This is a genomic window from Leifsonia sp. RCC_180 (assembly GCF_058138205.1).
Genome location: NZ_CP200340.1, coordinates 965,670 through 992,315, shown reverse-complemented (window position 1 = coordinate 992,315; position 26,646 = coordinate 965,670). Strand labels below are relative to the sequence as shown.

At 69.1% G+C, this 26,646-nt stretch carries 26 protein-coding genes; 23 read left to right on the top strand and 3 right to left on the bottom strand.

What is annotated here, in order from left to right; translation table 11 throughout:
* Window positions 1–69 precede the first annotated feature (69 nt).
* The 10 genes from AB7E03_RS04890 to AB7E03_RS04845 all read left to right on the top strand — a co-directional run bounded on the left by AB7E03_RS04890 (window position 70) and on the right by AB7E03_RS04845 (window position 10,884).
* Window positions 70–1,719: an FAD-dependent oxidoreductase gene (locus AB7E03_RS04890; protein ID WP_489939811.1), complete on the top strand. Its 1,650-nt coding sequence runs from the start codon at window positions 70–72 to the stop codon at window positions 1,717–1,719.
* A 129-nt stretch (window positions 1,720–1,848) separates the two neighbouring features.
* The gene (locus AB7E03_RS04885) at window positions 1,849–2,613 is read left to right on the top strand and encodes a YebC/PmpR family DNA-binding transcriptional regulator (RefSeq protein WP_489939809.1); all 765 of its coding nucleotides are present in this window, start codon (window positions 1,849–1,851) and stop codon (window positions 2,611–2,613) included.
* Window positions 2,614–2,640: 27 nt separating this feature from the next.
* Window positions 2,641–3,228 (top strand): crossover junction endodeoxyribonuclease RuvC, encoded by a 588-nt coding sequence (gene ruvC / locus AB7E03_RS04880; RefSeq protein ID WP_489942861.1) that lies wholly within the window; start codon window positions 2,641–2,643, stop codon window positions 3,226–3,228.
* Window positions 3,225–3,860 carry a Holliday junction branch migration protein RuvA gene (ruvA, locus tag AB7E03_RS04875; protein WP_489939807.1) on the top strand — a complete coding sequence of 212 codons (636 nt, stop codon included), beginning with the start codon at window positions 3,225–3,227 and terminating at the stop codon, window positions 3,858–3,860. Before ruvC ends, ruvA begins: the two co-directional genes overlap by 4 nt.
* On the top strand, window positions 3,857–4,897 hold the full coding sequence (gene ruvB, locus AB7E03_RS04870) for a Holliday junction branch migration DNA helicase RuvB (protein WP_489939805.1): 1,041 nt from the start codon (window positions 3,857–3,859) through the stop codon (window positions 4,895–4,897). The genes ruvA and ruvB overlap by 4 nt, the downstream gene beginning before the upstream one ends.
* Window positions 4,898–4,954: 57 nt before the next feature.
* Window positions 4,955–5,377 (top strand): preprotein translocase subunit YajC, encoded by a 423-nt coding sequence (yajC, locus tag AB7E03_RS04865; protein WP_441782031.1) that lies wholly within the window; start codon window positions 4,955–4,957, stop codon window positions 5,375–5,377.
* 63 nt (window positions 5,378–5,440) lie between these two features.
* Complete coding sequence (gene secD, locus AB7E03_RS04860) at window positions 5,441–7,171, top strand: protein translocase subunit SecD (protein ID WP_489939803.1); 1,731 nt, start codon at window positions 5,441–5,443, stop codon at window positions 7,169–7,171.
* A complete protein-coding gene (secF, locus tag AB7E03_RS04855) occupies window positions 7,171–8,190 on the top strand; it encodes a protein translocase subunit SecF (protein WP_489939801.1) in 1,020 nt (339 codons plus the stop codon). Before secD ends, secF begins: the two co-directional genes overlap by 1 nt.
* 9 nt (window positions 8,191–8,199) lie before the next feature.
* Window positions 8,200–8,568 carry a rhodanese-like domain-containing protein gene (locus AB7E03_RS04850; protein WP_489939799.1) on the top strand — a complete coding sequence of 123 codons (369 nt, stop codon included), beginning with the start codon at window positions 8,200–8,202 and terminating at the stop codon, window positions 8,566–8,568.
* Between the two features lie 69 nt (window positions 8,569–8,637).
* Entirely contained in the window at window positions 8,638–10,884 is a 2,247-nt protein-coding gene (locus tag AB7E03_RS04845; protein WP_441782035.1) for a RelA/SpoT family protein, read from the top strand.
* Here AB7E03_RS04845 and AB7E03_RS04840 read toward each other — a convergent pair.
* The 3 genes from AB7E03_RS04840 to AB7E03_RS04830 all read right to left on the bottom strand — a co-directional run bounded on the left by AB7E03_RS04840 (window position 10,871) and on the right by AB7E03_RS04830 (window position 13,658).
* Window positions 10,871–11,446, bottom strand: a complete 576-nt coding sequence (locus AB7E03_RS04840; protein ID WP_489939797.1) for a type IV toxin-antitoxin system AbiEi family antitoxin — start codon at window positions 11,444–11,446, stop codon at window positions 10,871–10,873. The two genes, AB7E03_RS04845 and AB7E03_RS04840, sit on opposite strands and share 14 nt — an antisense overlap.
* Window positions 11,447–11,570: 124 nt before the next feature.
* Window positions 11,571–12,800: a DUF349 domain-containing protein gene (locus tag AB7E03_RS04835; protein ID WP_489939795.1), complete on the bottom strand. Its 1,230-nt coding sequence runs from the start codon at window positions 12,798–12,800 to the stop codon at window positions 11,571–11,573.
* Window positions 12,801–12,878: 78 nt separating this feature from the next.
* On the bottom strand, window positions 12,879–13,658 hold the full coding sequence (locus AB7E03_RS04830; protein WP_489939793.1) for a peptidylprolyl isomerase: 780 nt from the start codon (window positions 13,656–13,658) through the stop codon (window positions 12,879–12,881).
* A gap of 141 nt (window positions 13,659–13,799) precedes the next feature.
* On the opposite strand from AB7E03_RS04830, the gene AB7E03_RS04825 reads away from it, so the two are divergent.
* The 13 genes from AB7E03_RS04825 (at window position 13,800) to AB7E03_RS04765 (ending at window position 26,594) form a co-directional block, all read left to right on the top strand.
* The gene (locus tag AB7E03_RS04825; RefSeq protein WP_489939791.1) at window positions 13,800–15,140 is read left to right on the top strand and encodes a replication-associated recombination protein A; all 1,341 of its coding nucleotides are present in this window, start codon (window positions 13,800–13,802) and stop codon (window positions 15,138–15,140) included.
* 185 nt (window positions 15,141–15,325) lie between these two features.
* Window positions 15,326–15,949, top strand: coding sequence for a 30S ribosomal protein S4 (gene rpsD, locus AB7E03_RS04820; protein WP_441782040.1), 624 nt, complete (start codon window positions 15,326–15,328; stop codon window positions 15,947–15,949).
* Window positions 15,950–16,070: 121 nt separating this feature from the next.
* Window positions 16,071–16,463, top strand: a complete 393-nt coding sequence (locus AB7E03_RS04815; protein WP_441782041.1) for a DUF948 domain-containing protein — start codon at window positions 16,071–16,073, stop codon at window positions 16,461–16,463.
* Window positions 16,464–16,541: 78 nt separating this feature from the next.
* Window positions 16,542–16,733 carry a YtxH domain-containing protein gene (locus AB7E03_RS04810; protein ID WP_441782042.1) on the top strand — a complete coding sequence of 64 codons (192 nt, stop codon included), beginning with the start codon at window positions 16,542–16,544 and terminating at the stop codon, window positions 16,731–16,733.
* Between the two features lie 45 nt (window positions 16,734–16,778).
* On the top strand, window positions 16,779–19,436 hold the full coding sequence (gene alaS / locus AB7E03_RS04805; RefSeq protein WP_489939788.1) for an alanine--tRNA ligase: 2,658 nt from the start codon (window positions 16,779–16,781) through the stop codon (window positions 19,434–19,436).
* A gap of 6 nt (window positions 19,437–19,442) precedes the next feature.
* Window positions 19,443–19,910 (top strand): Holliday junction resolvase RuvX, encoded by a 468-nt coding sequence (ruvX, locus tag AB7E03_RS04800; RefSeq protein ID WP_489939786.1) that lies wholly within the window; start codon window positions 19,443–19,445, stop codon window positions 19,908–19,910.
* A 1-nt stretch (window position 19,911) separates the two neighbouring features.
* Window positions 19,912–21,567, top strand: a complete 1,656-nt coding sequence (gene mltG / locus AB7E03_RS04795; RefSeq protein WP_489939784.1) for an endolytic transglycosylase MltG — start codon at window positions 19,912–19,914, stop codon at window positions 21,565–21,567.
* The gene (locus tag AB7E03_RS04790) at window positions 21,560–22,816 is read left to right on the top strand and encodes a shikimate dehydrogenase (RefSeq protein ID WP_489939782.1); all 1,257 of its coding nucleotides are present in this window, start codon (window positions 21,560–21,562) and stop codon (window positions 22,814–22,816) included. The genes mltG and AB7E03_RS04790 overlap by 8 nt, the downstream gene beginning before the upstream one ends.
* Window positions 22,817–22,981: 165 nt before the next feature.
* The gene (gene aroC / locus AB7E03_RS04785; RefSeq protein WP_489939780.1) at window positions 22,982–24,190 is read left to right on the top strand and encodes a chorismate synthase; all 1,209 of its coding nucleotides are present in this window, start codon (window positions 22,982–22,984) and stop codon (window positions 24,188–24,190) included.
* Complete coding sequence (locus AB7E03_RS04780) at window positions 24,187–24,699, top strand: shikimate kinase (RefSeq protein WP_489942860.1); 513 nt, start codon at window positions 24,187–24,189, stop codon at window positions 24,697–24,699. The genes aroC and AB7E03_RS04780 overlap by 4 nt, the downstream gene beginning before the upstream one ends.
* Window positions 24,696–25,775: a 3-dehydroquinate synthase gene (gene aroB / locus AB7E03_RS04775; protein WP_489939778.1), complete on the top strand. Its 1,080-nt coding sequence runs from the start codon at window positions 24,696–24,698 to the stop codon at window positions 25,773–25,775. Before AB7E03_RS04780 ends, aroB begins: the two co-directional genes overlap by 4 nt.
* Window positions 25,772–26,155 carry a hypothetical protein gene (locus AB7E03_RS04770; RefSeq protein WP_489939776.1) on the top strand — a complete coding sequence of 128 codons (384 nt, stop codon included), beginning with the start codon at window positions 25,772–25,774 and terminating at the stop codon, window positions 26,153–26,155. The genes aroB and AB7E03_RS04770 overlap by 4 nt, the downstream gene beginning before the upstream one ends.
* Before the next feature lies 1 nt (window position 26,156).
* A complete protein-coding gene (locus tag AB7E03_RS04765; protein WP_489939774.1) occupies window positions 26,157–26,594 on the top strand; it encodes a type II 3-dehydroquinate dehydratase in 438 nt (145 codons plus the stop codon).
* Window positions 26,595–26,646: the final 52 nt, after the last annotated feature.

The following is a 26,646-nucleotide window of genomic DNA, read 5'->3' as shown; positions in this document are numbered from 1 at the left end:
GGGTCGTCGCGCCTCTAGGATCGCGGCGAGCCCCATCCCGCCGCGTCACCCGAGCTTGCGAGGACCGCCATGACCGAGCGCCCGACCTTCCGCGTCCCCGTCGGCAGCGCCGCGAATCCGGTGCTCGACAGAGAATCCCTCGAGCGCCTGAGGTCACTGGGCACGGTGGAGGACGTCTCGGATGGGGACACCCTCTTCCGGGCCGGAGACGAGAACCTCGACTTCTTCGTGATGGAGGCCGGTCGGGTGAACATCGTCCGGGAGGCCACGGCCGGGTCGCGCGCGAGGACGGTCGCGCAGTGGCAGACCGGAGAGTTCCTCGGCGAGCTGAGCATGCTGACCGGCCAGGCGTCCATCCTCACGGCGCTGATGATCGAGCCCGGGCGCGTGCTGCGCATCCCGAACGCGGTGTTCAAGCAGATCATGGCGACGGATGCTGCACTCTCCGAGACCCTGCTCGAGGCGTTCCGGGCCCGCCGGCGGCTGCTCATGGCCGCGGCGGACCGCACCGTCGAGCTCTTCGGCCGCGAGGGCAGTGCCGGCGCGCTCGCTCTGCGCCGCTACGCCGCGCGGATGGAGCTTCCGCACCGCTGGATCGACGTCGCAACCGACGCGGGCCGCGAGGCATTGGCGGCGACGGGTCGGACCGAGGCGGACCTCCCGCTCGTCCTGACCAGGGGCACGGCCCTGCCGAACGCGACACCGCGTGAGCTCGCCGAGACCGTGGGGCTCGCCTTCCGCTACCGGGACGGTGACTCGTTCGATCTGGTCGTGATCGGCGCCGGGCCCGCCGGTCTCGCCGCGGGCATCTACGGTGCGTCCGAAGGCTTGAGCACGCTGGTGCTCGACGCCCTCGCCCCGGGCGGCCAGGCCGCGGCGAGCTCGCGCATCGAGAACTACCTGGGATTCCCGTCCGGCCTCTCCGGGGCGGAGCTGACCGAGCTCGGGCTCGTCCAGGCGCTCAAGTTCGGTGTCCGCCTCTCGGCACCGGCCGACGTGGTGCGGCTGCGGCACGAGGGGGACGGGATCGTGCTCGAACTCGGAGACGGCGACCGTCTCACCGCCCGCTCCGTCGTCGTCGCGACCGGCGCCCGGTACCGACGACTGCCCTTGGACAACTGGGCGGAGTTCGAGGGCGGGAGCATCTTCTTCGCCACCACAGAGCTGGAGGCGCGGACGGTTGCACAGCGTCCCTCCGTCGTCGTCGGAGGAGCGAACTCGGCGGGGCAGGCGGCCCTGTACCTCGCCGGGCTCGGCGGTGACGTGTCGCTAGTCGTGCGCGGGCCCTCCATCGAGGCGAAGATGTCGGCCTACCTCGTCGACCGGGTCGTCGCGCACGAGCGCATCCGCATCCACGTCTCCTCCGATGTCACCGGCCTGCACGGCGGGGAGCAGTTGGAGGAGGTCACCATCACCTCCTCGGCGACCAGTGAGGGCGAGCGGGTGACCGCCGCCGCCTTGTTCTGCTTCGTCGGCGCAGAGCCGGGGGCGTCGTGGCTTTCCGGGGCGGAAGTGGACGGGAGCGGATTCCTCCTCACCGATGTCGACCTGCCGGCGCCGGAGGACGGGAGTCGCGGCCCGCTGCCCTTCGAGACGAGCCTGCCGCGGGTCTTCGCCGCAGGGGATGTGCGGCACGGCTCGATGAAGCGGATCGCCGCCGCGGTGGGCGAGGGTGCGAGCGCCGTGGCGTCGGTGCACCGGGCGCTGGCCGTCCGCTGAGCCGCGCATCCTTTCGTGCGTCTTTCGCGCATCCTTCTGGGCATCGTTCCTGGCGCCGCGTCGTCCAGGGGCCGGCACGCACGAGGCACTATTATGGACGGGTTCAGAACGTAATCCGAGGGAGCACCAGTGTCCGGGCATTCCAAGTGGGCAACGACCAAGCACAAGAAGGCGGTGATCGACGCCCGCCGCGCGAAGTCCTTCGCCAAGCTGATCAAGAACATCGAGGTCGCGGCGAAGACCGGCGGCGCCGACATGTCCGGCAACCCGACGCTCGTCGACGCGGTGCAGAAGGCCAAGAAGACCTCCGTCCCGAACGACAACATCGACCGCGCGATCAAGCGGGGCGCAGGCCTCACCGGCGAGTCGATCGACTACGCGACGATCATGTACGAGGGCTACGGTCCGGGCGGCGTCGCCCTGCTGATCGAGTGCCTCACCGAGAACAAGAACCGCGCGGCCGCCGAGGTGCGCACGGCGATGACCCGAAACGGCGGCACCATGGCCGACCCGGGCAGCGTCGCCTACAACTTCCACCGCAAGGGCGTCATCGTCGTGCCGCACGCCGATGGTGTGGATGAGGACACCGTCCTCGCCGCCGTGCTCGACGCGGGTGCGGAAGACGTCACCGACCGCGGTGAGAGCTTCGAGGTGGTGACCGAGGCGTCCGACCTGGTCGCCGCCCGCACCGCGCTGCAGGACGCCGGCATCGACTACGATTCCGCCGACGCGGAGTTCGTGGCGACCGTCAACGTCGAGGCCGACGCCGAGGTCGCCCGCAAGGTGTTCCGCCTGATCGACGCGCTCGAGGATTCGGACGACGTGCAGAACGTCTACACGAACCTCGACATCAGCGCCGAGGTGCAGGCGCAGCTCGACGAAGACGACGAGTAGAGGCGGGGGCGGGCCGAGACCATGACGATCAGGGTGCTCGGCATCGACCCGGGGCTCACGCGCTGCGGCGTCGGGATCGTCGACGTGCGCCCCGACCGTCGGGCGACTCTGGTCCACGTGACCGTCATCCGGACACCGCCGACCATGGCGCTGGAGGAGCGGCTTCTCGCGGTAGGCACCGGGATCGAGGGCCTGCTCGACGAGTTCGGCCCCGCCGTCGTTGCGATCGAGCGCGTGTTCGCCCAGCACAACCTCCGCACGGTCATGGGGACCGCGCAGGTCAGCGGCGTCGCGCTGCACTCGGCGGCGAAGCGCGGTCTGCCTGTCGCCCTCCACACACCGAGCGAGGTAAAGGCGGCGGTGACCGGCTACGGCTCGGCCGACAAGAAGCAGGTGCAGACGATGGTCGCCCGCATCCTGGGCCTCGCCGAAGCCCCGAAGCCGGCGGATGCGGCGGATGCGCTCGCCATCGCCATCTGCCACGCCTGGCGGGGCGGACCGGTCGCTCCGGACGCCGGGGGAGCGACGGGCGCCCTGACTCCCGCTCAACAGGCGTGGCGCGCCGCGGAGCGCTCCGGCCGGACGTCGGCGGCCGCCCGTAGGCTTGCACGGTGATCTCCTCCCTCCGCGGTACCGTGCTCTCGGCGAGCGGCGGCACCGCCGTCATCGAGGTGGGCGGCGTCGGTTTCGCGCTGCAGCTCACACCCGACCACGTGCTGTCGCTGCGCATCGGCGAGGAGGCGTTCCTCCACACGTCTCTCATCGTCCGCGAAGACGCCCTGCAGCTGTTCGGCTTCGCCGACCGCGAGCAGCTGGAGGTCTTCGAGCTGCTCACCAGCGTCTCGGGCGTCGGCCCCAAGTCGGCCATCGGCGTGCTGTCGGTGCTGACTCCGGACGACATCGCCGCGGCCGTGGCCGCGGATGACGACGCGCCGTTCCGCAAGGTGTCCGGAATCGGACCCAAGACGGCCAAGCTCATCGTCGTCTCACTGACCGGCAAGCTGGTAGCCACGCGCCGTCCGGTGCGTGCGGCCGCGAGCGGTGGCGCCCCGTCGTCCGTCTCCGACAGCGTGCTGATCGCCCTCGTCGGGCTCGGCTGGCCCGAGAAGGTGGCCGCCGAGGCGGTCGCCGAGGTGGTCGCGGACACCGACGAGAAGCAGCGCGACAGCGTCCAGACCCTCCTGCGGCTGACGCTCGCACGACTCGGCCCGGGCCAGACCTCCGGCGCAACGAAGGCGTCCCGATGAGCGACGAGGATCTGACCACGCCCGAACTCGAGTCGGAGTCGGAGCTCGCCTTCGAGGGCGCTCTCCGGCCGCGCAGCCTCGCCGAGTTCGTGGGACAGGCCAAGGTGCGCGGTCAGCTTCAGCTGCTTCTGACGGCGGCCCGGATGCAGGAGCGCACGGCCGATCACATCCTGCTCGCCGGTCCTCCCGGGCTCGGCAAGACGACGCTGGCGATGATCGTGGCCCATGAGAGCGGCCGTCCGCTCCGGCTCTCGAGCGGCCCGGCCATCCAGCACGCCGGCGACCTGGCGGCGCTGCTGTCGTCTCTCACGCCCGGCGAAGTGCTGTTCATCGACGAGATCCACCGCATGGCGCGTTCCGCCGAAGAGATGCTGTACCTCGCGATGGAGGACTTCCGCATCGACATCATGGTCGGCAAAGGGGCGGGGGCAACCTCCATCCCGCTCGATCTCGCGCCGTTCACCCTCGTCGGGGCGACGACGCGCTCCGGTCTCCTCCCGAACCCTTTGCGCGACCGCTTCGGCTTCACTGCCCACCTCGAGTTCTATGACGACGCGGAGCTGGCGCAGGTGCTGTCGCGCGCCGCGACGATGCTCGAGTTCGACATCGACCGCGAGGCCCTGGCCGAGATCGCCGGGCGCTGCCGCGGAACGCCGCGTATCGCGAACAGACTCCTCCGCCGGGTGCGCGACTACGCGCTGGTGCACGGCGGACGCGGCGACCTGGATGCCGTGCGGGCCGCCCTCGAGCTCTACGACGTCGACCCGCTCGGGCTCGACCGGCTCGACCGCGCCGTGCTGCACATTCTTCTCGAGCGCTTCGATGGCGGTCCCGTCGGTCTGAACACCCTCGCCGTCTCGGTGGGGGAGGAGGCCGAGACCATCGAGTCGGTCGTCGAGCCGTTTCTCGTCCGCATCGGACTGCTCTCCCGGACCCCTCGGGGGCGCATGGCGACCGCCGCGGCATGGCGTCATCTCGGGATCCCCAGCCCGCGGCTGGATTCCTCCCAGCCACCGACGCTGATCGATGACATATAATCCAAGCTGGCCGTTCGGCCAACCCCCTTGCCCCCCATTGAAAGGCTCGGCAGCTCCATGGTCTTTGACCCGTTGACCATCCTGATGGTCGTCATTCTGGCGGCCCTCGTCTTCTTCATGTTCCGGAACAGCCGGAAGCGCCGCAAGGAGCAGGAGGACACGCGCTCGAAGATGGTGCCCGGAGCCGAGGTCATGACCAACTTCGGCCTCTACGGCACGCTGGTCTCCGTCGACGAGAGCGACAACACGGCCGTCATCGAGACGAGCCCCGGCCACGTCGTGAAGGTGCACCGTCAGGTGCTCGCCCGCGTCGTCGAGCCCACCACCCCCGAGCCCGTCGCCGACGACGCTGAGGCTCCCGGAGTCGAGCTCAACGAGGACCACGCCATCACGGCCGACACAGCGGACACCGCTGCGCCGGAGTACGGCGAGCGTCTGGACGAGCCCTCCAAGAAGCCCGGCTCGAAGAGCGACGACTAAAACATTTTCCTGTGCTCCGGCGCCGTAGCGGCGTCGGAGTGCTCGTAGAAAGCTGAGTTCCTGGTGGCAAAGTCGACCCCGGTCAAGAAAGCCTGGCGTTCGCTGACATGGCTCGGCGTCCTCGTGGTGGTGCTGCTCGGCACCCTCACGGCGGGCGTCCTGTTCAGCAACGCAACCTGGCTGCCGAAGCTCGCCCTCGACCTCGAGGGCGGCACGCAGATCATCCTCGCGCCGCAGGTCGAGAACGGTCAGTCCGTGCAGCAGGAGCAGCTGGACCAGGCGGTCTCGATCATCCGCCAGCGCATCGACGCGTCCGGAGTGTCCGAGGCGCAGATCTCGACCGAGGGCTCGCGCAACATCGTCGTCTCCCTTCCTGGCAAGCCGGACCAGGCAACCCTCGACCGCGTGAAGTCGAGCGCCCGCCTCGACTTCCGCCCGGTCCTCGTCGCCGGCGGACCGACGAACGAGGTGGTAGGCGCCGACGGCAAGTCGACGCCCGCGCCGACTCCCGCGCCCGGCCTCCAGTCCACCCCGTCGACCAAGCCGACCAACGGCAGCGACCTCGCGTGGGTGACGCCGAAGCTCCAGGCGGAGTTCGACGCCTACGACTGCAAGGCGAACGCGAAGAAGACGTCGAGTTCGGCGCCGACCGATGAGCCGCTCATCACCTGCGACGACCAGAACACGGTCAAGTACCTGCTCGGTCCGGTCGAGGTCAAGGGCCAGGACATCAAGGACGCCAGTGCCGGCCTCGTGCAGAGCTCGCAGGGTGTGACGACGGGCCAGTGGGCCGTCAACATCGTCTTCAACGACGCAGGGACCAAGGCCTTCTCGGACGTCACCACGCGGCTCGTCGCTCTGCAGGGTTCGCAGAACCAGTTCGCGATCGTGCTCGACGGCAAGGTGATCTCGGCCCCCACCACGCAGGCGGCGATCACCGACGGCAAGCCGCAGATCACCGGTAACTTCACCGAGACCACCTCGAAGGCCCTCGCCGACCAGCTGAAGTTTGGCGCTCTGCCGTTCAGCTTCAAGGTGCAGAGCCAGGACACGATCTCGGCGACGCTCGGAACCTCCCAGCTCTTGAGCGGGCTCATCGCCGGTCTGATCGGCCTCATCCTGGTCGCGATCTATACGTTCTTCCAGTACCGCCTGCTGGGTCTCGTGACGATCTTCTCGCTGGTGGTCGCGGGCGTGCTCACCTGGCTGACGATCTCGCTGCTCTCGTGGCACTACGACTACCGCCTGTCGCTCGCCGGCGTTGCGGGTCTGATCGTCGCGATCGGCTTCACGGCCGACTCGTTCATCGTCTACTTCGAACGCATCCGAGACGAATTGCGTGACGGTCGAGGGTTGGAGTCTGCCGTCGAGGCGGGCTGGGGCCGCGCCCGGCGCACGATCTACGCGTCGAAGGCGACCAACCTCCTCGCCGCGATCGTGCTGTACATCCTCGCTGCTGCGAACGTGCGCGGTTTCGCGTTCACGCTGGGATTGACGACCATCATCGACGTCATCGTGGTGCTGCTGTTCACTCATCCGACCCTCCAGCTGCTGGCGCGCACGCGGTTCTTCAGTTCCGGGCATCCGCTGTCCGGTCTGGACCCGCAGGCGTTGGGCGCGGTGTACCGCGGTGCGGCACAGTTCCGCGCACCGACCGCCACTGTCAAGGCCGGAACTGCCGCCCGGAGTGGCAAAGAAGCGGCTCGCCGCCAGACGATCGCCGAGCGCAAGGCGGAAGAGCTCGCCGGCGCCTCGACATCCTCGGATCGTTCGACCGAGGGGAAGGACTCCTGATGGCCAGCCGTCTTGTGAAATTCGGTAACGACCTCTACACCGGGGCACGTTCGATCGACTTCGTCGGCAAACGGAAGATCTGGTACGCGATCGCGGCCGTCATGGTCGTGGTCGCCATCCTGATCCCCGTCGTCAAGGGCGGCTTCAACTTCTCCATCGAGTTCCGTGGTGGATCGCAGTTCCAGATCAGCGATGTGTCGAGCACCGACACGACGAAGGCGCAGGCAGCGGTCACCAGTGTGGTGCCGAACGCCGTCTCGCACGTGAGCGTCGTGGGCGACAACGCCGTGCGGGTGCAGACCGACCAGCTCTCCGAGGCGCAGACCCGCGACGTGTCCGAGGCTCTCGCGAAGGCCTACAACGTCGACGGCGAAGAGGTCTCCGCCACCTTCATCGGCCCCTCGTGGGGCGCGGATGTGACGCAGCAATCGATCCAGGGCCTCATCGTCTTCCTCCTGCTGGCCTTCATCGCCATGGCGCTGTACTTCCGCACCTGGAAGATGTCGGCGGCCGCCATCATCTCGCTCTTCCACGACCTGATCATCACCGCGGGCGTCTACGCGCTGGTCGGCTTCGAGGTCTCTCCGGCGACGATGATCGGCTTCCTCACCATCCTCGGCTACTCGCTGTACGACACCGTCGTGGTGTTCGACAAGATCCGCGAGAACACCAAGGAGGAGCTGGAACTCACCCGGCGGACCTTCGCCGAGTCGGTCAACCTCGCGGTCAACCAGACACTCGTGCGATCGATCAACACGGCCGTGGTGGCCGTGCTGCCGGTCGCGTCGATCCTGTTCATCGGTGCCTACGCGTTCGGTGCTGCGACGCTGCGCGACATCTCGCTCGCACTGCTCATCGGCATCATCGTCGGTACGTACTCGACCATCTTCCTGGCGGCCCCGATGTACTCGCAGTTCCGCGAGAAGGAGCCGGCGATCCGGAAGCACGACCAGAAGGTGCTCTCCATCCGGCCCAAGGCCTCGGTCAAGGCCGACGCCGTCGCAACGGCCGCGGAGTAGTCGCGCCGGATGACCGACACCGCCGCGCAGTCCGGCTTCCTCCCCGACGACGAGGTCTCCGCCGCGCGTGCGCAGGAGCTGACGGAGGCGGGAGCGGCGTGGCTGCTCGACGTGCGCGAGCCATACGAATGGGAAGCCGGTCACGCGCCCGCCGCCCATCACATCCCGCTCGCTGAGCTGGGGGACCGGCAGGACGAGCTGCCGGAGGACCGCCAGCTGTTGGTGATCTGCCGGAGTGGCGCGCGGTCGCGGATGGTGACGGACGCGCTCAACGAGGCGAACTACCCGGCAGCGAACGTCGCGGGCGGGATGGGCGCCTGGCAGGCGGCCGGCGGCCCCGTCCAACGCGACGACGGTACGCCAGGAGCGATCGTCTAGGTTCCGCGACGTTGACCATGACAGAACGGTCAGCGGGAGCGGCCATAATAGACGACAGGAGGCGCGCGAATGGTTGACACGACGACATCGCAGAGCGCTTCCCTGCGCCGTCTGGTGCCACGCATCTTCTCTCGCGCGCAGCCCTCCGGCGCCGTGGACACGCTGATCCGCACGGTGCGGACGCACCACCCGAAGGCCGACCTGTCGCTGATCGAGCGCGCGTACTCCGTCGCCGAGCGTGCCCACCGCGGTCAGAAGCGGCGCTCGGGTGAGCCGTACATCACCCACCCCGTGGCCGTCGCGCAGATCATCGCCGACCTGGGCATCGGCGCGAAGACGATCGCGGCCGCGCTGCTGCATGACACGGTGGAGGACACCGAGTACACGCTCGATGAGCTGCGTGACCAGTTCGGCGACGAGATCGCGATGCTGGTCGATGGCGTCACGAAGCTCGACAAGGTCAAGTACGGCGACAGCGCGCAGGCCGAGACCGTCCGCAAGATGATCGTGGCGATGTCGAAGGACATCCGCGTGCTGATCATCAAGCTCGCCGACCGGCTGCACAACGCGCGTACGTGGGGCTTCGTGCCTGCGGCCTCCGCCACGCGTAAGGCGACCGAGACCCTCGAGATCTACGCCCCGCTGGCGCACCGCCTCGGCATCCAGGCGATCAAGTGGGAGCTCGAAGACCTTTCTTTCGCGGTCCTGTACCCGAAGCTGTATGCCGAGATCGAGAGCCTTGTGAAGCAGCGCACGCCGGAGCGCGAGCGACTGGTTCAGGCGGTCATCGATGCGATCAACGACGACCTGAAGTCCGCCAAGATCCGCGGCAAGGTCGTCGGACGACCCAAGCAGTACTACTCGATCTACCAGAAGATGGTGGTCCGCGGTCGCGAGTTCGACGACATCTACGACCTCGTGGGCATTCGCGTCCTGGTCAACACCGTCCGTGACTGCTACGCCGTGCTCGGGCAGATCCACGCGCGCTGGACTCCGATGCCCGGTCGGTTCAAGGACTACATCGCGACGCCGAAGTTCAACCTGTACCAGTCGCTGCACACCACGGTCATCGGCCCGCAGGGTCGCCCGGTCGAGATCCAGATCCGCACCGAGGAGATGCACCAGCGTGCGGAGTTCGGAGTCGCGGCGCACTGGAAGTACAAGGAGCAGACCACCGGTAAGAGCAGTGGTGGGCCGGCGAAGGTCGATAACGACCTCGCCTGGCTCGCCCACCTCTCCGATTGGCAGGCCGAGACCGCCGACCCCAGTGAGTTCCTCGATTCGCTCCGTTTCGAGATCGGTGCGAAAGAGGTCTACGTCTTCACACCGAAGGGTCGGGTGATCGGCTTGCCGGCCGGCGCGACGCCGGTCGACTTCGCCTACGCGGTGCACACGGAGGTCGGTCACCGCACCATGGGTGCGAAAGTGAACGGCCGTCTGGTGCCGCTCGAGAGCAGCCTGAACACCGGCGACGTGGTGGAGATCTTCACCTCGAAGAACCCGGATTCCGGACCCAGCCAGGACTGGCTCAACTTCGTCCAGAGCCCTCGGGCGCGCAACAAGATCCGGCAGTGGTTCACCAAGGAGCGCCGAGACGAGGCCATCGAGCAGGGCAAGGACGCGATCGCGCGTGCCATGCGTAAGCAGAATCTGCCGCTGCAGAAGCTGATGACGCAGGATGCTCTGGTCGAGGTCGCGTCGTCGCTCAAGTACCCCGACGTGTCGGCGCTGTACGCGGCCGTCGGCGAGGGACACGTCTCGACCCAGTCGGTGATCGAGAAGATCGTCGCGTCGCTGCAGACCGAGGCCGAGTCGGACGGCGAGCTGGAGATCCCCGCCAAGGGGCGCCGCCAACTGCGCAACAGCGACTCGGGCGTACTGGTGCGCGGAGCGCCGGACATCCTGGTCAAGCTCGCCAAGTGCTGCACCCCGGTGCCCGGCGACCCGATCGTCGGCTTCGTCACGCGCGGCCAGGGGGTCTCGGTACACCAGGCGAGCTGCCACAACGTGCAGTCGCTGCTGCAGGAGCCCGACCGCATGATCGACGTCGAATGGGCGCCGAGCTCGAAGAGCGTCTTCCTGGTGCAGATCCAGGTGGAGGCGCTCGACCGTTCCGGGCTTCTCAGCGATGTGACCCGCGTGCTCTCCGAGCATCATGTGAACATCCTTTCGGCGACAGTGACGACCTCCAGCGATCGTCTGGCTCTCAGCAGGTTCGTCTTCGAGATGGGTGACACCACCCACCTCGACCGTGTGCTCAACGCGGTGCGCCGCATCGACGGCGTCTACGACGTGTACCGAGTCAGCGCGGGCTGACGGGGCAGAGCGGGAGCACGGCGCGCGCGACGGCCGGCATCCGGCTCCGTGCGAGGCCGCTTCCCTTGCGTCGACTGGCTCGGAGCAGCTCGTCCAGTTCGACGGGAGTCACCGCGGCGAGTGCCAGCAGATGGCGCACCTCCAAAGCCTCTGCATCGCCGAAGGCCGTCGACACGCTGAGCAGGTCGCAGGCCGTGCGAAGGGGAGTGGTCACCCGCACCGCGGCGAACGACTGCGTGTCGTCCAGGCCGAGCGCCCGATGGCTCACGTCGACGGACGGTGCGGTCATGCCGCCCCGTCGATGCGGGGGAACGCACACCTGCGGGATCGGCGGAGGCAGTGCGCGCGTGCCGTGGATCCAGGCGGCGGATCCTCGGTCGGCGACCGCCCACAGTGGCACTGACCGGGCGAAGGCCTGCGCCCGGAGGTCCGGACCGTCGGGCGCGCCGACCGGGGCGAACTCGTCACCCACCTGGAAGAGGTGGCCGTCGAGACAGAGAGCGAGCAATTCGACGAACGGCAATACGCCGGTGTCGAGCAGAGGGGGTGAGATCGAGGTCATGAACTCAGCCTCGTCGCTCTGCTGCCCCGTCTGGCGGTGCAGGACGGAACGGTGGAGAACCTGCCGCTCAGTGGCGCTGTGGACAGCGCCGCTCGATCACCGCCCGCGAATCACCGCCCGCGAATCACCCCAGCGCGTCGAGCCAGATCTTGCGTGCGTCCAACGCTTCCTGGGCAGCCTTCACCTTGCCGGCGTCGCCGGTGGCCTGCGCATCGGCCAGCTCCTGCTCGAGCTTGGCGATCGCCGCGTTGAGCTGACTCGCCAGCCCCTCGGAGCGGGCCTTCTTCTCGGGGTTGTTCTTCTCCCAGTGCTCCTCGTCGAGGCGGCGCACCGCGGCCTCGACCCGGCGCAGGCGGTCCTCGATGGGGCGCACCTGCTCCCGGGGCACACGGCCGATCTGGTCCCAGCGCTCCTGGATGGACAGCAGCTGGGCGCGCGCGGACTCGCGGTCGGTCGCCTTCAGCAGGGGCTCGGCCTCTTCGAGGAGGGCGAGCTTCGCCTGGAGGTTGCCCTCGTACTCGACACTGTCGCGCGCATCCACTTCGGCCTTCGCGGAGTAGATCGCGTCGCCTGCGGCCTTGAAGCGCGCCCAGAGGGCGTCGTCGTTCTTCTTGCCTGCGCGGCCGGCGGCCTTCCACTGGTCGAGCAGCCGCCGGTACTCGGGAACACCGTCGGCACCCTGGGGGATGAGGCGCTCGGCCTCCTCGATGAGGGCGTTCTTGCGGTTGCGCACATCGCGGTGCTGGGTGTCGAGCTCGGCGAAGAACGCCTTGCGGTTGTGCTCGATCGTCGACCGGGCGGCGCGGAACCGCTTCCAGAGCTCATTGGCCTCGTTCTTCGGGAGGCGCGGGCCGTCGTGCTGGTGCGCCTGCCAGCGGGCGAAGAGGGCGTCGAGATCGGCGCTCGTCGTCTTCCACTGCGTCCGCGCCGGGTCTTGAGCGGCGAGAGCCTCGGCCTGCTCCACGATGGACGTGCGCTCCGCGAGTGCGGCCTCGAGCGCGGCCTTCGCCTCGGCGCTCTGCTGCTCCGTGAGCTCCTCCACCGTGCCGCCCAGCGCATCCAGTCGCGTCAGCAGCGACGCGAGGTCGCCGACGGCGTTGGCGCCCTCGACGGACGAGCGGAGGTTCGCCACCGACTTGGCGATGTCGTTGGCGGGGGCGCCGCGGCGCGCGCGCTGCTCCAGCAGGCTGACCTGGCCCGCGAGATCGGTGTACTTGCGCTCGAAGTAGGCGATCGCCTCCTCGGCCGTACCGTCGGGGTATTCGCCGACGACGCGTTCGCCGTCGCCCTCACGGACGTACACGGTCCCGGTGTCGTCGACACGTCCCCAGGGGTGCTGTTCAGAAGTAGCCAAGAGCCTCACCTTGCTGCTGCGCGATACGGGCGGGATGCCGCCCCACGTTTGGGAATCAGCCTATTGCACGTGCCGTGGTCACTGCAGGGTGAAGCTGTCGATGGTGGTCTTGACGGCGGGTGCGCCATCCGTCTTCCCACCCTCGACGCCCTTGTCGGTGACCTGGCTCTTCAGCTGGTCCAGCCCGCTGGTGACAGTACCGATGACCGTGTAGCCGCCGGCCTGATCCGCCGAGATCTTCGTGTCGTCGTAGACGATGAAGAACTGGCTGCCCTGGCTGTCGGCATTGTTGCCCTGACGCGCCATCGCGATGGTCCCGGCCTTGTAGACGTTGTCCGCCGGGGCGTTCTCGATCGGCCCGTACTCGTAGCCCGGTCCACCGCTTCCGTCGCCCTGGGGGTCACCGCACTGCAGCACGTAGAAGCCGCCGTTGGTGAGCCGGTGGCAGGTGAGTCCGTCGTAGAACTTCTTCTGCACCAGGGAGACGGTGGAGGAGACCGCCTGGGGCGCTGCGGCGCCGTCGAGGGAGACGCCGAGCGGGATGCCGTTGATCGTCATCGTGCCGGTCCACGTGCGGTCTTCCGCCAGTGTCTTCGGCGGGACGCCACCGGCGGACGGCGCGGCCGACGGGGAGGGAGACGCCGACGAGGACGCCTTCGCGACGCCCGGGCCCGCCGAGAAGTAGAGGAGCTGCGTGCCGACCGCCAGCGCCACGATCACGACCGCCGCAATTCCGGCCACCCAGTTGTCACGCTTGCGGCGCTTCACCTTGTGCTCGTGCACGGTCTGCCGCGCCTGGTAGGCGCGCAGGCGCTCCCGCGCCTGTCGCGCTTCGCGGTCGTTCTGCTTCGGTGCCACGTGTGTCCTCCGGCGGTCCGTACGGGGGATGTCCGCGAGACCTCGCCCGCTGGATCATGGAGAACCCTATCCGGCGGCCCTATGGAGGACAAACCCGCCGTTCCCAGGCGGAGTGTCAGCGGTCACGACTAGCCTTGTGAGGTGGTCGACGTGCAACCTGGGCTCCGCACTGGAGCGACTCCTCTCGCGGTGCGCATGCGCCCGAAGTCGCTCGACGAGGTGGCGGGCCAGCGTCACCTCCTGAAGCCCGGGTCCCCGCTGGTCGCCCTGGCCTCCGACAAGGAGGGGCAGACGGGTTCCGTCTCCGTCATCCTGTGGGGCCCGCCGGGCACCGGCAAGACGACCCTCGCGCAGGCCATCGCGCACTCGTCCGGCCGCCGGTTCATCGAACTCTCCGCGGTGACGGCGGGGGTGAAGGATGTCCGGCTGGTGATGGACGAAGCACTGTCGACGCGTGACCTGTACGGCGTCTCGACGGTGCTGTTCCTGGACGAGATCCACCGTTTCACCAAGGCACAGCAGGATGCGCTGCTCCCGGGCGTCGAGAACGGCTGGGTCATCCTCGTCGCGGCGACGACCGAGAACCCGTCGTTCTCGGTGATCTCGCCGTTGCTCTCGCGCAGCCTGCTCCTCACGCTCGAGACGCTGAGCGACGACGACCTCGGCGTGGTCATCGACCGTGCGGTCGAGGACGACCGCGGACTCGGCGGGCACTACACGGTCGAGCCGGAGGCGCGTGCCGTCCTCATCCGGCTCGCCTCGGGCGACGCCCGCCGCGCTCTCACGGCGCTGGAGGCGGCGTCGGTGACCGCTGCCTCGGCGACGCCGGCCACCTCGAAGAAGAAGCCGGTGATCACGGCTGAGCTCGTGGCCCAGGCGGTCGACCGCGCTCTGCTGCGTTATGACCGCAATGGCGACGAGCACTACGACGTGATCAGCGCGTTCATCAAGTCGGTGAGGGGCTCCGATGTCGACGCGTCCCTCCACTACCTCGCGCGGATGATCGAGGCGGGGGAGGACCCGCGCTTCATCGCACGCCGCATCATCGTGCTGGCGTCGGAGGATATCGGGATGGCCGACCCGCAGGCGCTCGGCGTCGCGATCGCCGCCGCCGACGCCGTCCAGTACATCGGGATGCCGGAGGGCCGCATCCCCCTCGCCCAGGCCGTCGTGCACCTGGCCACGGCGCCGAAGTCGAACGCGGCCTACATGGCGCTGGATGCGGCCATCGCCGACGTGCGTGCAGGCAAGATCGGGCGCGTGCCGAAGCACCTGCGCGACGCCCACTATTCCGGAGCCAAGCGGCTCGGGCACGGCAAGGGCTACAAGTACCCGCACGACGACGCCCTCGGCGTGCTCGAACAGCAGTATCTGCCCGACGAACTGACCGGGACGACGTACTACACGCCCACCGAGCACGGCAACGAGCGGGATGTGTCCGCGCGCCTGGCGAAGCTGCGCCGCATCGTGCGTGGACGCTGACCGCGATCTGTTAGACTTTCCGGGCCTAGAAGCGTGTTCGGGGTGCGGCTGCCGCGTCCACGTTTCGAAAGGACTGGCCCTGTAGCCGGGCGTCCCGGCGACAATCCCTCTCTCTGCGGGCAGTGCCTAATACAGGCGTGTATGCCCGCATCCCATTTGTCAGAGAGAAATTTCGAAAGGAAACCGTGTCTTCACGTTCCCGCAGCAAGACCCGCGAGTCGCGGGCCCTGGGCATCCCGCTCACCCCGAAGGCGGCGCGCTACATGGAGAAGCGCCCCTACGCTCCGGGTGAGCACGGCCGCACCAAGCGCAAGGCCGACTCGGACTACGCCGTGCGTCTGCGCGAGAAGCAGCGTCTGCGCGCCCAGTACGGCATCCGCGAGAAGCAGCTCCGCATCGCCTTCGAGGAGGCCCGCCGCACCCAGGGTCTGACCGGTGAGAACCTGGTCGAGCTCCTCGAGATGCGTCTGGACGCTCTCGTGCTCCGCGCCGGCTTCGCCCGCACCATCACGCAGGCCCGCCAGTTCGTCGTGCACCGCCACATCCTCGTCGACGGCCAGCTCGTCGACCGCCCGTCCTTCCGCGTGAAGCCGGGTCAGCTCATCCACGTCAAGGCCCGCTCCGAGGGCACCGAGCCCTTCCAGGTCGCGGCCGCCGGCGGTCACCTCGACGTGCTGCCGAAGACGCCGGGCTACCTGGAGGTCGAGATCGACAAGCTCCAGGCCCGCCTCGTGCGCCGCCCGAAGCGCGCCGAGGTCCCCGTGACCTGTGAGGTCCAGCTGGTCGTCGAGTACTACGCGGCTCGCTAAGACCCAGCAACACCCGGAACGGGGTCGCGGCTTCTTGCCGCGGCCCCGTTTCGCGTTCCCGCCGACGCCGCATACGGCTACGCTGGTGCGGTATGCCCGTGGCGGAATGGAAGGAGCCGACGTGTCCGGAGGAGACATCGCAGGGTTGATCGCGGCCGTCGTGTTCGCGGTCCTCGTGGGCTTCATCGCCATCCCGCTGATCAAGCTGGGGCGGGTGCTCGATCAGACCCGCGCCGCGATCAAGGAGGCGAGCGACGGCATCACGCCGATCCTCGACGAGACGGCGACGACGCTGCAGGAGACGAACAAGCAGCTCGCGCGCGTCGACGTCATCACCAAGAACGTGGCGGATGTGACCGGCAACGTGTCGTCCCTGGTCGCGCTGTTCGCCGCGACGGTCGGCGGTCCGCTGATCAAGCTGGCCGGATTCAGCGCCGCCGCACGTGCGGCATTCCGCGCGGCCGGCGGCTTCGGCTCCCGAGGGTCGTCGGGCCGGAAGACCGCATCCCGGTAAGGGCCCAGCGGCCCCCACTAGACTTGTCCGGGTGCGCCGGCGCTCACGCGTGGCGTCGTCCAGAGAGGGAGGAACAGCATGAAGAGTTTCCTGTGGCTGCTCATCGGTGCCGCCATCGGCTTCGCCGTGGCCCACAAGGTCAACGAGACCCCCAAGGGTCGCGAATTCTTCAGCAACATCGACAGGAGGGCGCGCGACTTCGGGGAGGCCGTCACCGACGGCTACCGCCAGCGCGAGGCCGAGATCCGCTCGGCCATCCAGGGCGACTGACGCCCGACATCCCTCACCCCGCCAGACTTCGATCGACCGGAACCCATGCAGACCGCTGAAATCCACCGCCGCTGGCTCGACTTCTTCGCCCAGCGCGGCCACACCGTCGTCCCCTCCGCGTCCCTGGTCAGCGACGACCCGTCGCTGCTGTTCACGGTGGCCGGGATGGTGCCTTTCGTCCCGTATCTGACGGGCGTCGTCCCCGCGCCGTTCCCGCGCGCGACGAGTGTGCAGAAGTGCATCCGTACCCTCGACATCGAGGAGGTCGGCAAGACGCCGCGGCACGGCACGTTCTTCCAGATGGCCGGCAACTTCTCCTTCGGCGACTACTTCAAGGAGCAGGCCATCACGTTCGCGTGGGAGCTCCTGACCACCTCCGAGGACGAGGGCGGCCTCGGCTTCGACCCGAAGGACCTGTGGGTCACCGTGTACGAGGAGGACGAAGAGGCGCGCGAGATCTGGGAGCGCGTCTCGACCCTGCCGCGTGAGCGCATCCAGGACCTCGGCAAGGACACGAACTACTGGTCGACCGGCCAGCCCGGGCCCGCAGGTCCATGCTCGGAGATCTTCTTCGACCGCGGCCCTGCGTACGGCGCCGACGGCGGACCGGCGACCGATGACGACCGGTATGTCGAGATCTGGAACCTCGTCTTCATGCAGTACCTCCGCGGCGAGGGTGACGGCAAAAAGGACTTCGAGATCCTCGGCGACCTGCCCAAGAAGAACATCGACACGGGCCTCGGGCTCGAACGCGTCGCGTTCATCAAGCAGGGCGTCGACAACATGTACGAGATCGACCAGGTGCGTCCGGTGCTCGACCGCGCGGCGCAGCTGGCGAACAAGCCCTACGGCAATGAGGCGCACGAGGACGACGTGCGGCTGCGCGTCGTCGCCGACCACGTCCGCAGCGCGCTGATGCTGATGGCCGACGGCGTGACGCCGTCGAACGAGGGCCGCGGCTACGTGCTGCGCCGCCTTCTCCGCCGCACGGTGCGCTCGATGCGACTCCTCGGGGTCGAGACCGCGACCTTCCCGGAGCTCTTCCCGGCGTCGCGCGACGCGATGAAGGCGGCGTACCCGGAAGTCGACAGCGACTTCTCCCGGATCTCTCAGCTCGCCTACGCGGAGGAGGAAACCTTCCTCCGCACGCTCACGGCGGGCACGAGCATCCTGGACACCGCGGTCGCGTCGACGCAGAAGGAGGGCCGGAAGCAGCTCGCGGGCGACACCGCCTTCCTGCTCCACGACACGTACGGCTTCCCGATCGACCTGACGCTGGAGATGGCGGACGAGGCGGGCCTCACCGTCGACCGCACGGCTTTCGACAAGCTCATGGCCGACCAGCGCGCGCGCGCGAAGGCGGATGCGAAGGCGAAGAAGACGGCGCTTGCCGACCTGTCCGTCTACAGCTCGTTCCGCTCGCTGGGCGAGACCGTCTTCACCGGGTACACCGACCTACAGACGGAGTCGAGCGTGCTCGGCCTGATCGTCGACGGCCGGTCCGTCGACCGGGCGCGCGAGGGCCAGGTCGCCGAGATCATCCTCGGCGCGACGGCGCTCTACGCGGAGTCCGGTGGTCAGGATGCGGACGCCGGCTCGATCGTCGGCCCCGGCTACGAACTCGACGTGCTCGACGTGCAGAAGCCCGTGAAGGGCCTGATCAGCCACAAGGTGCTGGTCCGCAGCGGTGAGGTCGGCGTCGGTGCGCCGGCTACGAGCATCGTGGATGCGGACTACCGCCGCGGCGCGCGCCAGGCGCACTCGGGCACCCACATCATCCACGCGGCGCTGCGCCAGGTGCTCGGCTCGAACGCGCACCAGTCCGGCTCGTACAACAAGGCCGGCTACCTGCGCCTCGACTTCTCGTGGAACCAGGCTCTCTCGGCTGACACCCGCAGCGAGATCGAGGAGATCTCGAACAACGCCATCCGGCAGAACCTCGAGGTCACCACGCGTGAGCTGCCGCTCGCCGAGGCGAAGTCGCTGGGCGCCATGGCGCTGTTCGGCGAGAAGTACGGCGACACGGTGCGCGTCGTCGACATCGGCGGCCCGTGGTCGCGCGAGCTCTGCGCGGGCACGCACGTCGCCACGAGCTCCGAGATCGGGATGATCAACCTGATCAGCGAGTCGTCGGTCGGCTCGACCAATCGCCGCGTCGAGTCGCTGGTCGGCCTCGAGGCGTTCAAGGACCTCGCCGTCGAGCGGACCATCGTGTCGCAGCTCTCCGGGTCCCTCAAGACGCCGCGCGAGCAACTGCCCGAGAAGATCGCCGACCTCATGGCGAGCCTCAAGGCGGCGGAGAAGCGCATCCAGGCGTTCGAGGCCCGTGCGGTGCTCGACAAGGTTCCGGCCCTGCTCGAATCGGCCACGCGTCGCGGCAGTGTCTCGGTCGTGGCCGAGGACGCCGGGACGCTGAACACGGCCGACGACCTGCGCCTGCTCGCGACAACGGTCCGCGAGCGGCTGGGCTCCGACCCCGCGACCGTCGCGCTGGCTGCTCGTGCGGGCGGCAAGCCGGTCGTCATCGTCGCCACGAATCAGGCGGCGCGGGACGCCGGCGTCAACGCGGGTGCGCTCGCCAAGACCGCGGCCGGCGTGCTCGGTGGCGGCGGAGGCGGCAAGGCCGACCTGGCGCAGGGCGGCGGAACGGACGCGGATGCGATTCCGGCCGCTCTGAGCGCCATCGTCTCGGCGATCGGATAACTCCCCGTGCGTAGCGGGGTGCGGATCGGCATCGATGTCGGCAAGGTCCGGATCGGGGTGAGCCGTTCCGACCTGCATGGGATGCTGGCCACCCCCGTCGAGACGGTGCCGCGCTCCGAGGATGCTGCGGATCGCCGACGAATCGGCGAGATCGTCGGTGAACTCGGAGCCTTCGAGATCATCGTCGGGCTACCATTGGCGCTTTCCGGTTCGCACACCGCCTCGACAGCAGACGCTGTCGGCTTCGCCGAAGCGTTGGCCGTCGAGGTGGGCGTTCCGGTGCGGCTGGTCGACGAACGACTGTCGACCGTGTCGGCGACCCAGGCGCTTCGCGCGTCGGGGCGGAACACGAAGAAGGCGCGGCCAGTGGTGGATCAGGTCGCGGCCACGATAATTTTGCAGCACGCCCTCGATGCGGAACGGGCCACAGGCCTTCCGCCGGGTGACCCCGTCGAATCGAGCATTGGACACTAGCTTGGCTCAGAACCCTCCGGAGCGGCCCGAGCCGCCCGCCTTCCCGGCCGTGAACCGGCCGCCAGCGCCGCAGAACCCGCCCGCGTCACTGTCGACGCCCGGCGGCGAACGCGCGCCGATGACGCGCCGGGAGGCGCGTGCGGCCCGCGAAGCGCAGGAGAACGCGGCGAAGGAGCAGGCCGCGGAGGAACAGGCTGCGCCGGAGCAGGCCGCGCCGGACCAGCCGGCCCCGGACCTGCCCGCCCCGCCGGTCTCGGCCGCGCAGTCCCCGTCGGCCGCGCCGTGGTCGCTCTCAGACAAGGGCCCCATCTCGTCCTCGACGCCCACGCAGGAGTCCCCGGCCGACATCGCCGCCCTCGCGGGCCTCGACTTCGACGCCGTGATCACGGGCCCTGTCGCCCAGGTGGAGGACCCCCAGCCCGTCGGCGTCGCCGCGCGGCACGGAGCCGAGGAGCACGTTTCTTCGCACTCCGACCATCCTGCGCGTACTGTCTTCAGCGTGCTGGAGGATACCGAGACCGATTCCGCCGAGGATGGGCATCCTCTCATCTGGCGACAGCAGAACTATCTGTCGCATGAGGAGCCGCCGAAGAAGCGCCGCTGGGTGAAGCGGCTGATCGTCACCATCGTCATCCTTGCTGTCCTCGGCGGCATGGCCGGAGGCGCCTACGCGATCTTCCAGCCGCAGATCGCGAAGCTGCAGACCGCCCTGTTTCCCCCGGAGAACGACTACAAGGGCAGCGGCACCGGAGAAGTCCTGTTCACGATCGCCTCGGGCGATGACGGGTCGACGATCTCCGACAAGCTGGCGAAGGCCGGCGTGGTCAAGACCTCCGACGCGTTCTACTCCTTGCTGCTCCGCCAGAAGCCCGAGGTGGAGTTCCAGCCCGGTGTCTTCAAGGTCGCAAAGCGGATGAGCGCGGCAGCTGCCCTCGCTGCACTCAAGGATCCGGGCTCGCGCGTGGAGAACACCGCGGTCATCCCGGAGGGGACGGCCGAGAAGGACATCCTGCAGACTGTCTCCGACGCCACGAAGATCCCGTTGGCGGACCTGCAGGCCGCGGCCGCGAATCCCGCCGCATACGGGCTCCCTCCGGAGGCCAAATCGCTCGAGGGGTTCCTCTTCCCGGCCACCTACACCTTCGCCCCGGGCACGACGGCCCAGCAGGCGATCAAGACCATGGTCGACCGGATGTTCCAGGCGCTCGACGAGGCCGGTGTCGCCCCAGCGGACCGCTGGAACCAGGTGGTACTCGCGTCGATCGTGCAGCGCGAAGCTGGGCTGAAGGACGACTACCCGAAGGTCGCCCGCGTCTTCCTCAACCGGCTGGCGCAGGGCTGGGATCTGCAGTCCGATGCGACGGTCGCCTACGGGACCGGCCATACGGACCGCGTGGAGACGACCGACGCCGAGCGGGCGGACGCCGCGAACCCGTACAACACGTACGTGCACCCCGGCCTGCCGGTCGGCCCGATCTCGAACCCGGGTGACCTGGCGATCAATGCGGTGCAGCATCCCGCCGACGGCTCGTGGATGTACTTCGTGACCTGGAACCTGCAGACCGGAGAGACCATCTTCTCGACCACGCAGGCCGAGCACGAGGCTGCGGTGGAGAAGTGGCAGCAGTGGATGAGGGACAACCCCAGCTATGGATGAGACCAGCAAGGCACGCCGCGACGAGGACCTGGCGGAGCCGGCCGTCTTGGAGGATGACGCCGTCGCGCTGAGCGACCAGGGCGACGCTGAGAGTGCCGACGAGGAAGCGGCCGTCGAGGACGGCGTCTCGGAGGCGTCGGCGGAGGCCTCGATCGCGGAGCTGGTAGAGCGTGAACGCGAGCGGGAGGCCGAGGAGGCCGCCGTCGAGGAGGCGGAGGATGCGGTCGACCGCGAGTCTCCGCACGACGACGAGGTGGAGCCCGGGACGGACGAGGCAGAGGCCGGAATCGACGAGGCGGAGGCCGCGGACGAAGCGCCCGAAGCCGAGCCGGAGCCCGAACCCGTTTCCGCTCCGGCCGCGCCCGCATCCAAGCCGCGCAAGCGCAAGACTCCGAGCCGCCGCCTGGCGGTGCTCGGATCGCCGATCGGCCACTCCCGGTCGCCGGAGTTGCACCGCGCCGCCTACGCGGCTCTCGGCCTGAACTGGTCGTACGATGCCATCGACGTCACCGAGGAGGCCTTGCCGGAGTTCGTGGCGAGCCTCGGGCCGGAGTGGCGCGGGCTCTCGCTCACCATGCCGCTGAAGAAGGCCGTGCTGCCGCTGCTCGCGGAGACCGACCGGAACGCTGCGCAGACCGGCGGCGCGAACACCGTGCTGATCGACGGCGAGGACCTCCGCGGGTTCAACACGGATGTGGCCGGAATCGTGCGGGCCCTGCAGGCGGCGGGGCTGTCGGAGGCGCGCTACGTCCACATTCTGGGCGGGGGAGCGACGGCCGCGTCCGCCTTAGTCGCGGCGGCAGAGCTCGGCGCCGAGCGGGTCGACGCGCATGTGCGCGACCTGGCCCGCAGCGAGTGGATCGAGCCGCTGGCGAACGAGCTGGGCCTCCGTGTCCGCATCCGGCCGTTCTCGCAGGCCGACCGGTCGCTCGATGTCCCGGAGCTCGTGATGAGCACCCTCCCGGGCGGGGCGATGACCGAGGCGGTGTACACCGACTCGACCCGCCGCCGCTCCGTGCTGTTCGACGTCGCGTACGACCCGTGGCCGACGCCGCTCGCCCGCCAGTGGGAAGCGGTCGGCGGGCGGGTCGTCTCGGGCCTTCCGATGCTGGTGCACCAGGCGCTGCTGCAGGTGCGCGTGTTCGTCTCCGGCGACCCGCTGCAGCCGCTGCAGGATGAGCAGGATGTGCTCGCCGCGATGCTGGATGCCGTCGGGATAGACGAGCAGGGCGCTCCGCTGGAGGAGTGACCTCTGGGTTACCTCGGTCGCAGGCTCTGTCCTCGGTCGCAAGCTCCCTCGGCGCTGGGGTCGCGGCACCGCTTCGCGCTGCCCTGAGCTCCACCGCGCGGCGCTGGGGTCGCGGCACCGCTCCGCGCTGCCATTGAGCTCCACCGCGTATGCCAGAATCGAAGCATGCTTCGTTGGCTCACGGCCGGAGAATCCCACGGTCCCGAACTCATCGCCGTCCTGGAGGGTCTTCCTGCCGGGGTCCCGGTGTCGCTCGACGCGATCCGTGCCGATCTGGCGCGCCGCAAGCTGGGCTACGGCCGCGGGGCGCGCATGAAGTTCGAGCAGGATGCGCTGGATGTCTCGGGCGGCGTCCGTCACGGCCTGAGCCTCGGCAGTCCCATCGCACTCCGCATCGGTAACACCGAATGGCCCAAGTGGGTCGAGGTGATGAGCCCCGAGCCGGTCGACGCGGAGGTCCTGAATTCGGGTCGCGGCGCCGCCCTGACCCGTCCGCGCCCCGGCCACGCAGACCTCGTCGGCATGCAGAAGTACGGCTTCGACGAGGCCCGCCCCATTCTCGAGCGTGCGAGCGCCCGCGAGACCGCGGCGCGCGTGTCGCTCGGTGCCGTCGCCCGGTCGTTCCTGAACGAACTCGGCATCACCCTGGTCAGCCACACGCTCTCGATCGGTCCTGTCCGCGTCCCCGAGGACGCCCCGCTCCCGCGCCCGTCGGATGTCGACACGCTCGACGCCGACCCGCTGCGCTGCTTCGACCCGGCGACCTCCGAGCGGATGGTCGCCGAGGTGGATGCGGCGCACAAGGACGGCGACACCCTCGGCGGGGTCGTGGAGGTGCTGGCGTACGGCCTCCCGCCGGGGCTCGGCTCGCACGTGCACTGGGATCGCAAGCTGGATGCGCAGCTCGCGGCCGCGCTGATGGGCATCCAGGCGATCAAGGGGGTCGAGATCGGCGACGGCTTCCTGACGACGACCCGTCGCGGGTCCGAGGCGCACGACGAGCTGCTGGCGGAGGACGGCACGATCGTCCGCACCAGCGACAAGGCGGGCGGCACCGAGGGCGGCATGAGCACGGGCGGCGTGCTGCGGGTCCGCGCGGGCATGAAGCCCATTGCCACCGTGCCACGCGCGCTGCGGACCGTGGATGTCTCCACCAGCGAGGCCGCGCCGGCGCACCACCAGCGTTCCGACGTCTGTGCGGTCCCTGCGGCGGGTGTGGTTGCCGAGGCGATGGTCGCCCTGGTTCTCGCGAATGCCGTGCTGGAGAAGTTCGGCGGCGACTCCGTGGCGGAGACATCACGCAACCTGCACTCCTACCTGGACAGCATCCCGCAGAACCTCACCACCGAGCGCGTCAGCGCTCCGTACGCCTGACCGCCGTGTCGCGGGAGACCATCGCGCTGATCGGACCGCCGGCCGCCGGGAAGTCGCGGGTCGGAAAGCGCCTCGCGAAGCTCCTGGACCTGCCGTTCGTCGATACCGACGCCGTCGTGGTGGCGCAGCACGGCCCGATCGCCGAGATCTTCACCGCACACGGGGAGCCGCACTTCCGCGCCCTCGAGCGCACGGCCGTCGCCGAGGCGCTGCGGAAGCCGGGCGTGGTGTCGCTGGGCGGGGGAGCCGTCCTCGACCCCGCGACGCAGGCGGACCTCGCGGACGCGCGTGTCGTGCTCCTCACGGTCCAAGCCGAGGCCATCGCGAAGCGCATCACCAACGGCAAACGTCCGCTCATCACCGACCTCGAGTCGTGGAAGCGGCTGGTCGCCTCCCGAAGCGACCTATACCAGAAGCTTGCGGACTACACCGCCGACACCTCGTCCCGGCCGATCGACACCATCGTGGCGGAAATCGCGCAGTGGGCGCAGAAAGAAGGACACGCATGACCGACGCACCCACCGAGATCCTCGTCTCTGGCGCTGAGCCGTACCCGGTGCTCGTCGGCCGAGGCATCCGGTACCAGCTCGGCGAGCACCTCGGCAACGCGGTGAACAAAGTTCTGATCGTGCATCCGCCGACCCTGGGCGCTGCTGCCGCCGAGCTGCGTGAGTCGCTGCTCGGGCGCTACGAGGTGCTTCTGGCGGAGATTCCGGATGCGGAGGCCGCGAAGCGCGTCGAGGTGGCGTCGTTCCTGTGGCAGATCATGGGGCAGGCCGACTTCACCCGCTCCGACGCCGTGATCGGCTTCGGCGGCGGCGCGGTCACCGACGTCGCAGGCTTCGTCGCGGCCACCTGGCTACGCGGTGTGAAGCTCATCCAGGTGCCGACGACCGTGCTCGGCATGGTGGATGCCGCGGTCGGCGGCAAGACCGGAATCAACACCGCCGAGGGCAAGAACCTGGTCGGTGCGTTCTATGCGCCCGCCGCGGTCGTCTGCGACCTCGACACGTTGACTTCGCTGCCGCGGAACGAGATCCTCGCCGGTTTCGCGGAGGTCGTGAAGTACGGCTTCATCGCCGAGCCCGAGATCCTGGACATCATCGAGGCCGACGTCGAGCGGGCCACCGACCCGGAGACGCCCGAATTCCGCCGGCTGGTGGAGCTGTCCATCGGCATCAAGGCGCGGGTGGTGGGGGAGGACTTCACCGAGCAGGGGCTCCGCGAGATTCTCAACTACGGCCACACGCTCGGGCATGCGATCGAGCACGCGGAGCGCTACCAGTGGCGGCATGGCGCCGCGGTGTCGGTCGGGATGGTCTTCGCCGCCGAGCTCGCCCGGCTGAGCGGCCGGCTGAGCGACGAGGTCGTGGACCGGCACCGCCGCATCCTGGAGTCGCTCACGCTGCCCGTCTCGTATCCGCTCGGCCGCTGGCAGACGCTGCTCGCCACGATGCAGCGCGACAAGAAGGCGCGGGGCAGTATGCTGCGGTTCATCGTGCTCGACGACGTGGCCCGGCCGACCGTGCTGGCCGGCCCCGACCAGAGCCTGCTGTTCGCCGCATACCAGGAAGTGGGCTCGTGAGCGAGAAGACCGTGCTGCAGAGGTTTCAGGCGAAGCCGGGCGACCGGATCGCGTTGGTCGCCGCATCCGACGACGACCGCGCGCTGTTCGGCCCGCTGCCCGACGGGGTGACCGAGGGCGACGTCGCGTCGGCGGCCGTCGTCGCGACCGTCGTCCGGTCGCGCGACGAGCTGCTGGCGCGCTACGCCGAGCAGCTGCCGGTCGCATCCGGAGCCCGAGCCGTATGGGTGGTCTATCCGAAGGGCGGCAGGGCCGACGTGAACCGGGATGTGGTCGCCGGTGAGGCGCGCACTCACGGGTGGCGCGGCGTGAGCAACATCGCGGTGGACGGCATCTGGTCGGCGGTGCGCGTGCGCCCGCTGAAGGACGGGGAGGAGTGACGTGGCGAGCATCCTCGTCCTGAACGGACCGAACCTGGGCCGCCTCGGCACCCGCGAACCCGATGTCTACGGCTCGGGGACGCTCGATGATTTGCGGGCGGTGCTCGCGGAGGACGCCCGGGGCGACGAGATCGACCTGCGGCAGACCGACGACGAGGGCCAGCTGCTGCGGTGGCTGCACGAGGCGGCGGACTCCGGCGCGCCCGTCATCCTGAATGCAGGAGCGTGGACGCACTACTCGTTCGCGCTGCGTGACGCCGTGTCGCTGGTGACCAAGGCGGGAGGGACCGTCATCGAGGTGCACCTGTCGAATCCGCACGCGCGGGAGGAGTTCCGGCACACCAGCGTCATCAGTGCCGTAGCGACCGGCGTGATCGCCGGATTCGGGTTCGAGTCGTACCGGTTGGCGCTGGCGTTCATTCGCCGAAATGCGCGCTGACGTCTAGAATCTTCTGGGGTCGCCGTGCGCGGCCTGCTGTGGGCCGCCTCAT

Coding starts and splice junctions, on each gene's coding strand:
- AB7E03_RS04890 (WP_489939811.1), top strand. CDS start 70: ATGACCGAGCGCCCGACCTTCCGCGTCCCCGTCGGCAGCGCCGCGAAT.
- ruvB (WP_489939805.1), top strand. CDS start 3,857: ATGAGCGACGAGGATCTGACCACGCCCGAACTCGAGTCGGAGTCGGAG.
- yajC (WP_441782031.1), top strand. CDS start 4,955: ATGGTCTTTGACCCGTTGACCATCCTGATGGTCGTCATTCTGGCGGCC.
- secF (WP_489939801.1), top strand. CDS start 7,171: ATGGCCAGCCGTCTTGTGAAATTCGGTAACGACCTCTACACCGGGGCA.
- AB7E03_RS04850 (WP_489939799.1), top strand. CDS start 8,200: ATGACCGACACCGCCGCGCAGTCCGGCTTCCTCCCCGACGACGAGGTC.
- AB7E03_RS04845 (WP_441782035.1), top strand. CDS start 8,638: ATGGTTGACACGACGACATCGCAGAGCGCTTCCCTGCGCCGTCTGGTG.
- AB7E03_RS04840 (WP_489939797.1), bottom strand. CDS start 11,446: ATGACCTCGATCTCACCCCCTCTGCTCGACACCGGCGTATTGCCGTTC.
- AB7E03_RS04810 (WP_441782042.1), top strand. CDS start 16,542: ATGAAGAGTTTCCTGTGGCTGCTCATCGGTGCCGCCATCGGCTTCGCC.
- alaS (WP_489939788.1), top strand. CDS start 16,779: ATGCAGACCGCTGAAATCCACCGCCGCTGGCTCGACTTCTTCGCCCAG.
- AB7E03_RS04790 (WP_489939782.1), top strand. CDS start 21,560: ATGGATGAGACCAGCAAGGCACGCCGCGACGAGGACCTGGCGGAGCCG.
- aroC (WP_489939780.1), top strand. CDS start 22,982: ATGCTTCGTTGGCTCACGGCCGGAGAATCCCACGGTCCCGAACTCATC.
- aroB (WP_489939778.1), top strand. CDS start 24,696: ATGACCGACGCACCCACCGAGATCCTCGTCTCTGGCGCTGAGCCGTAC.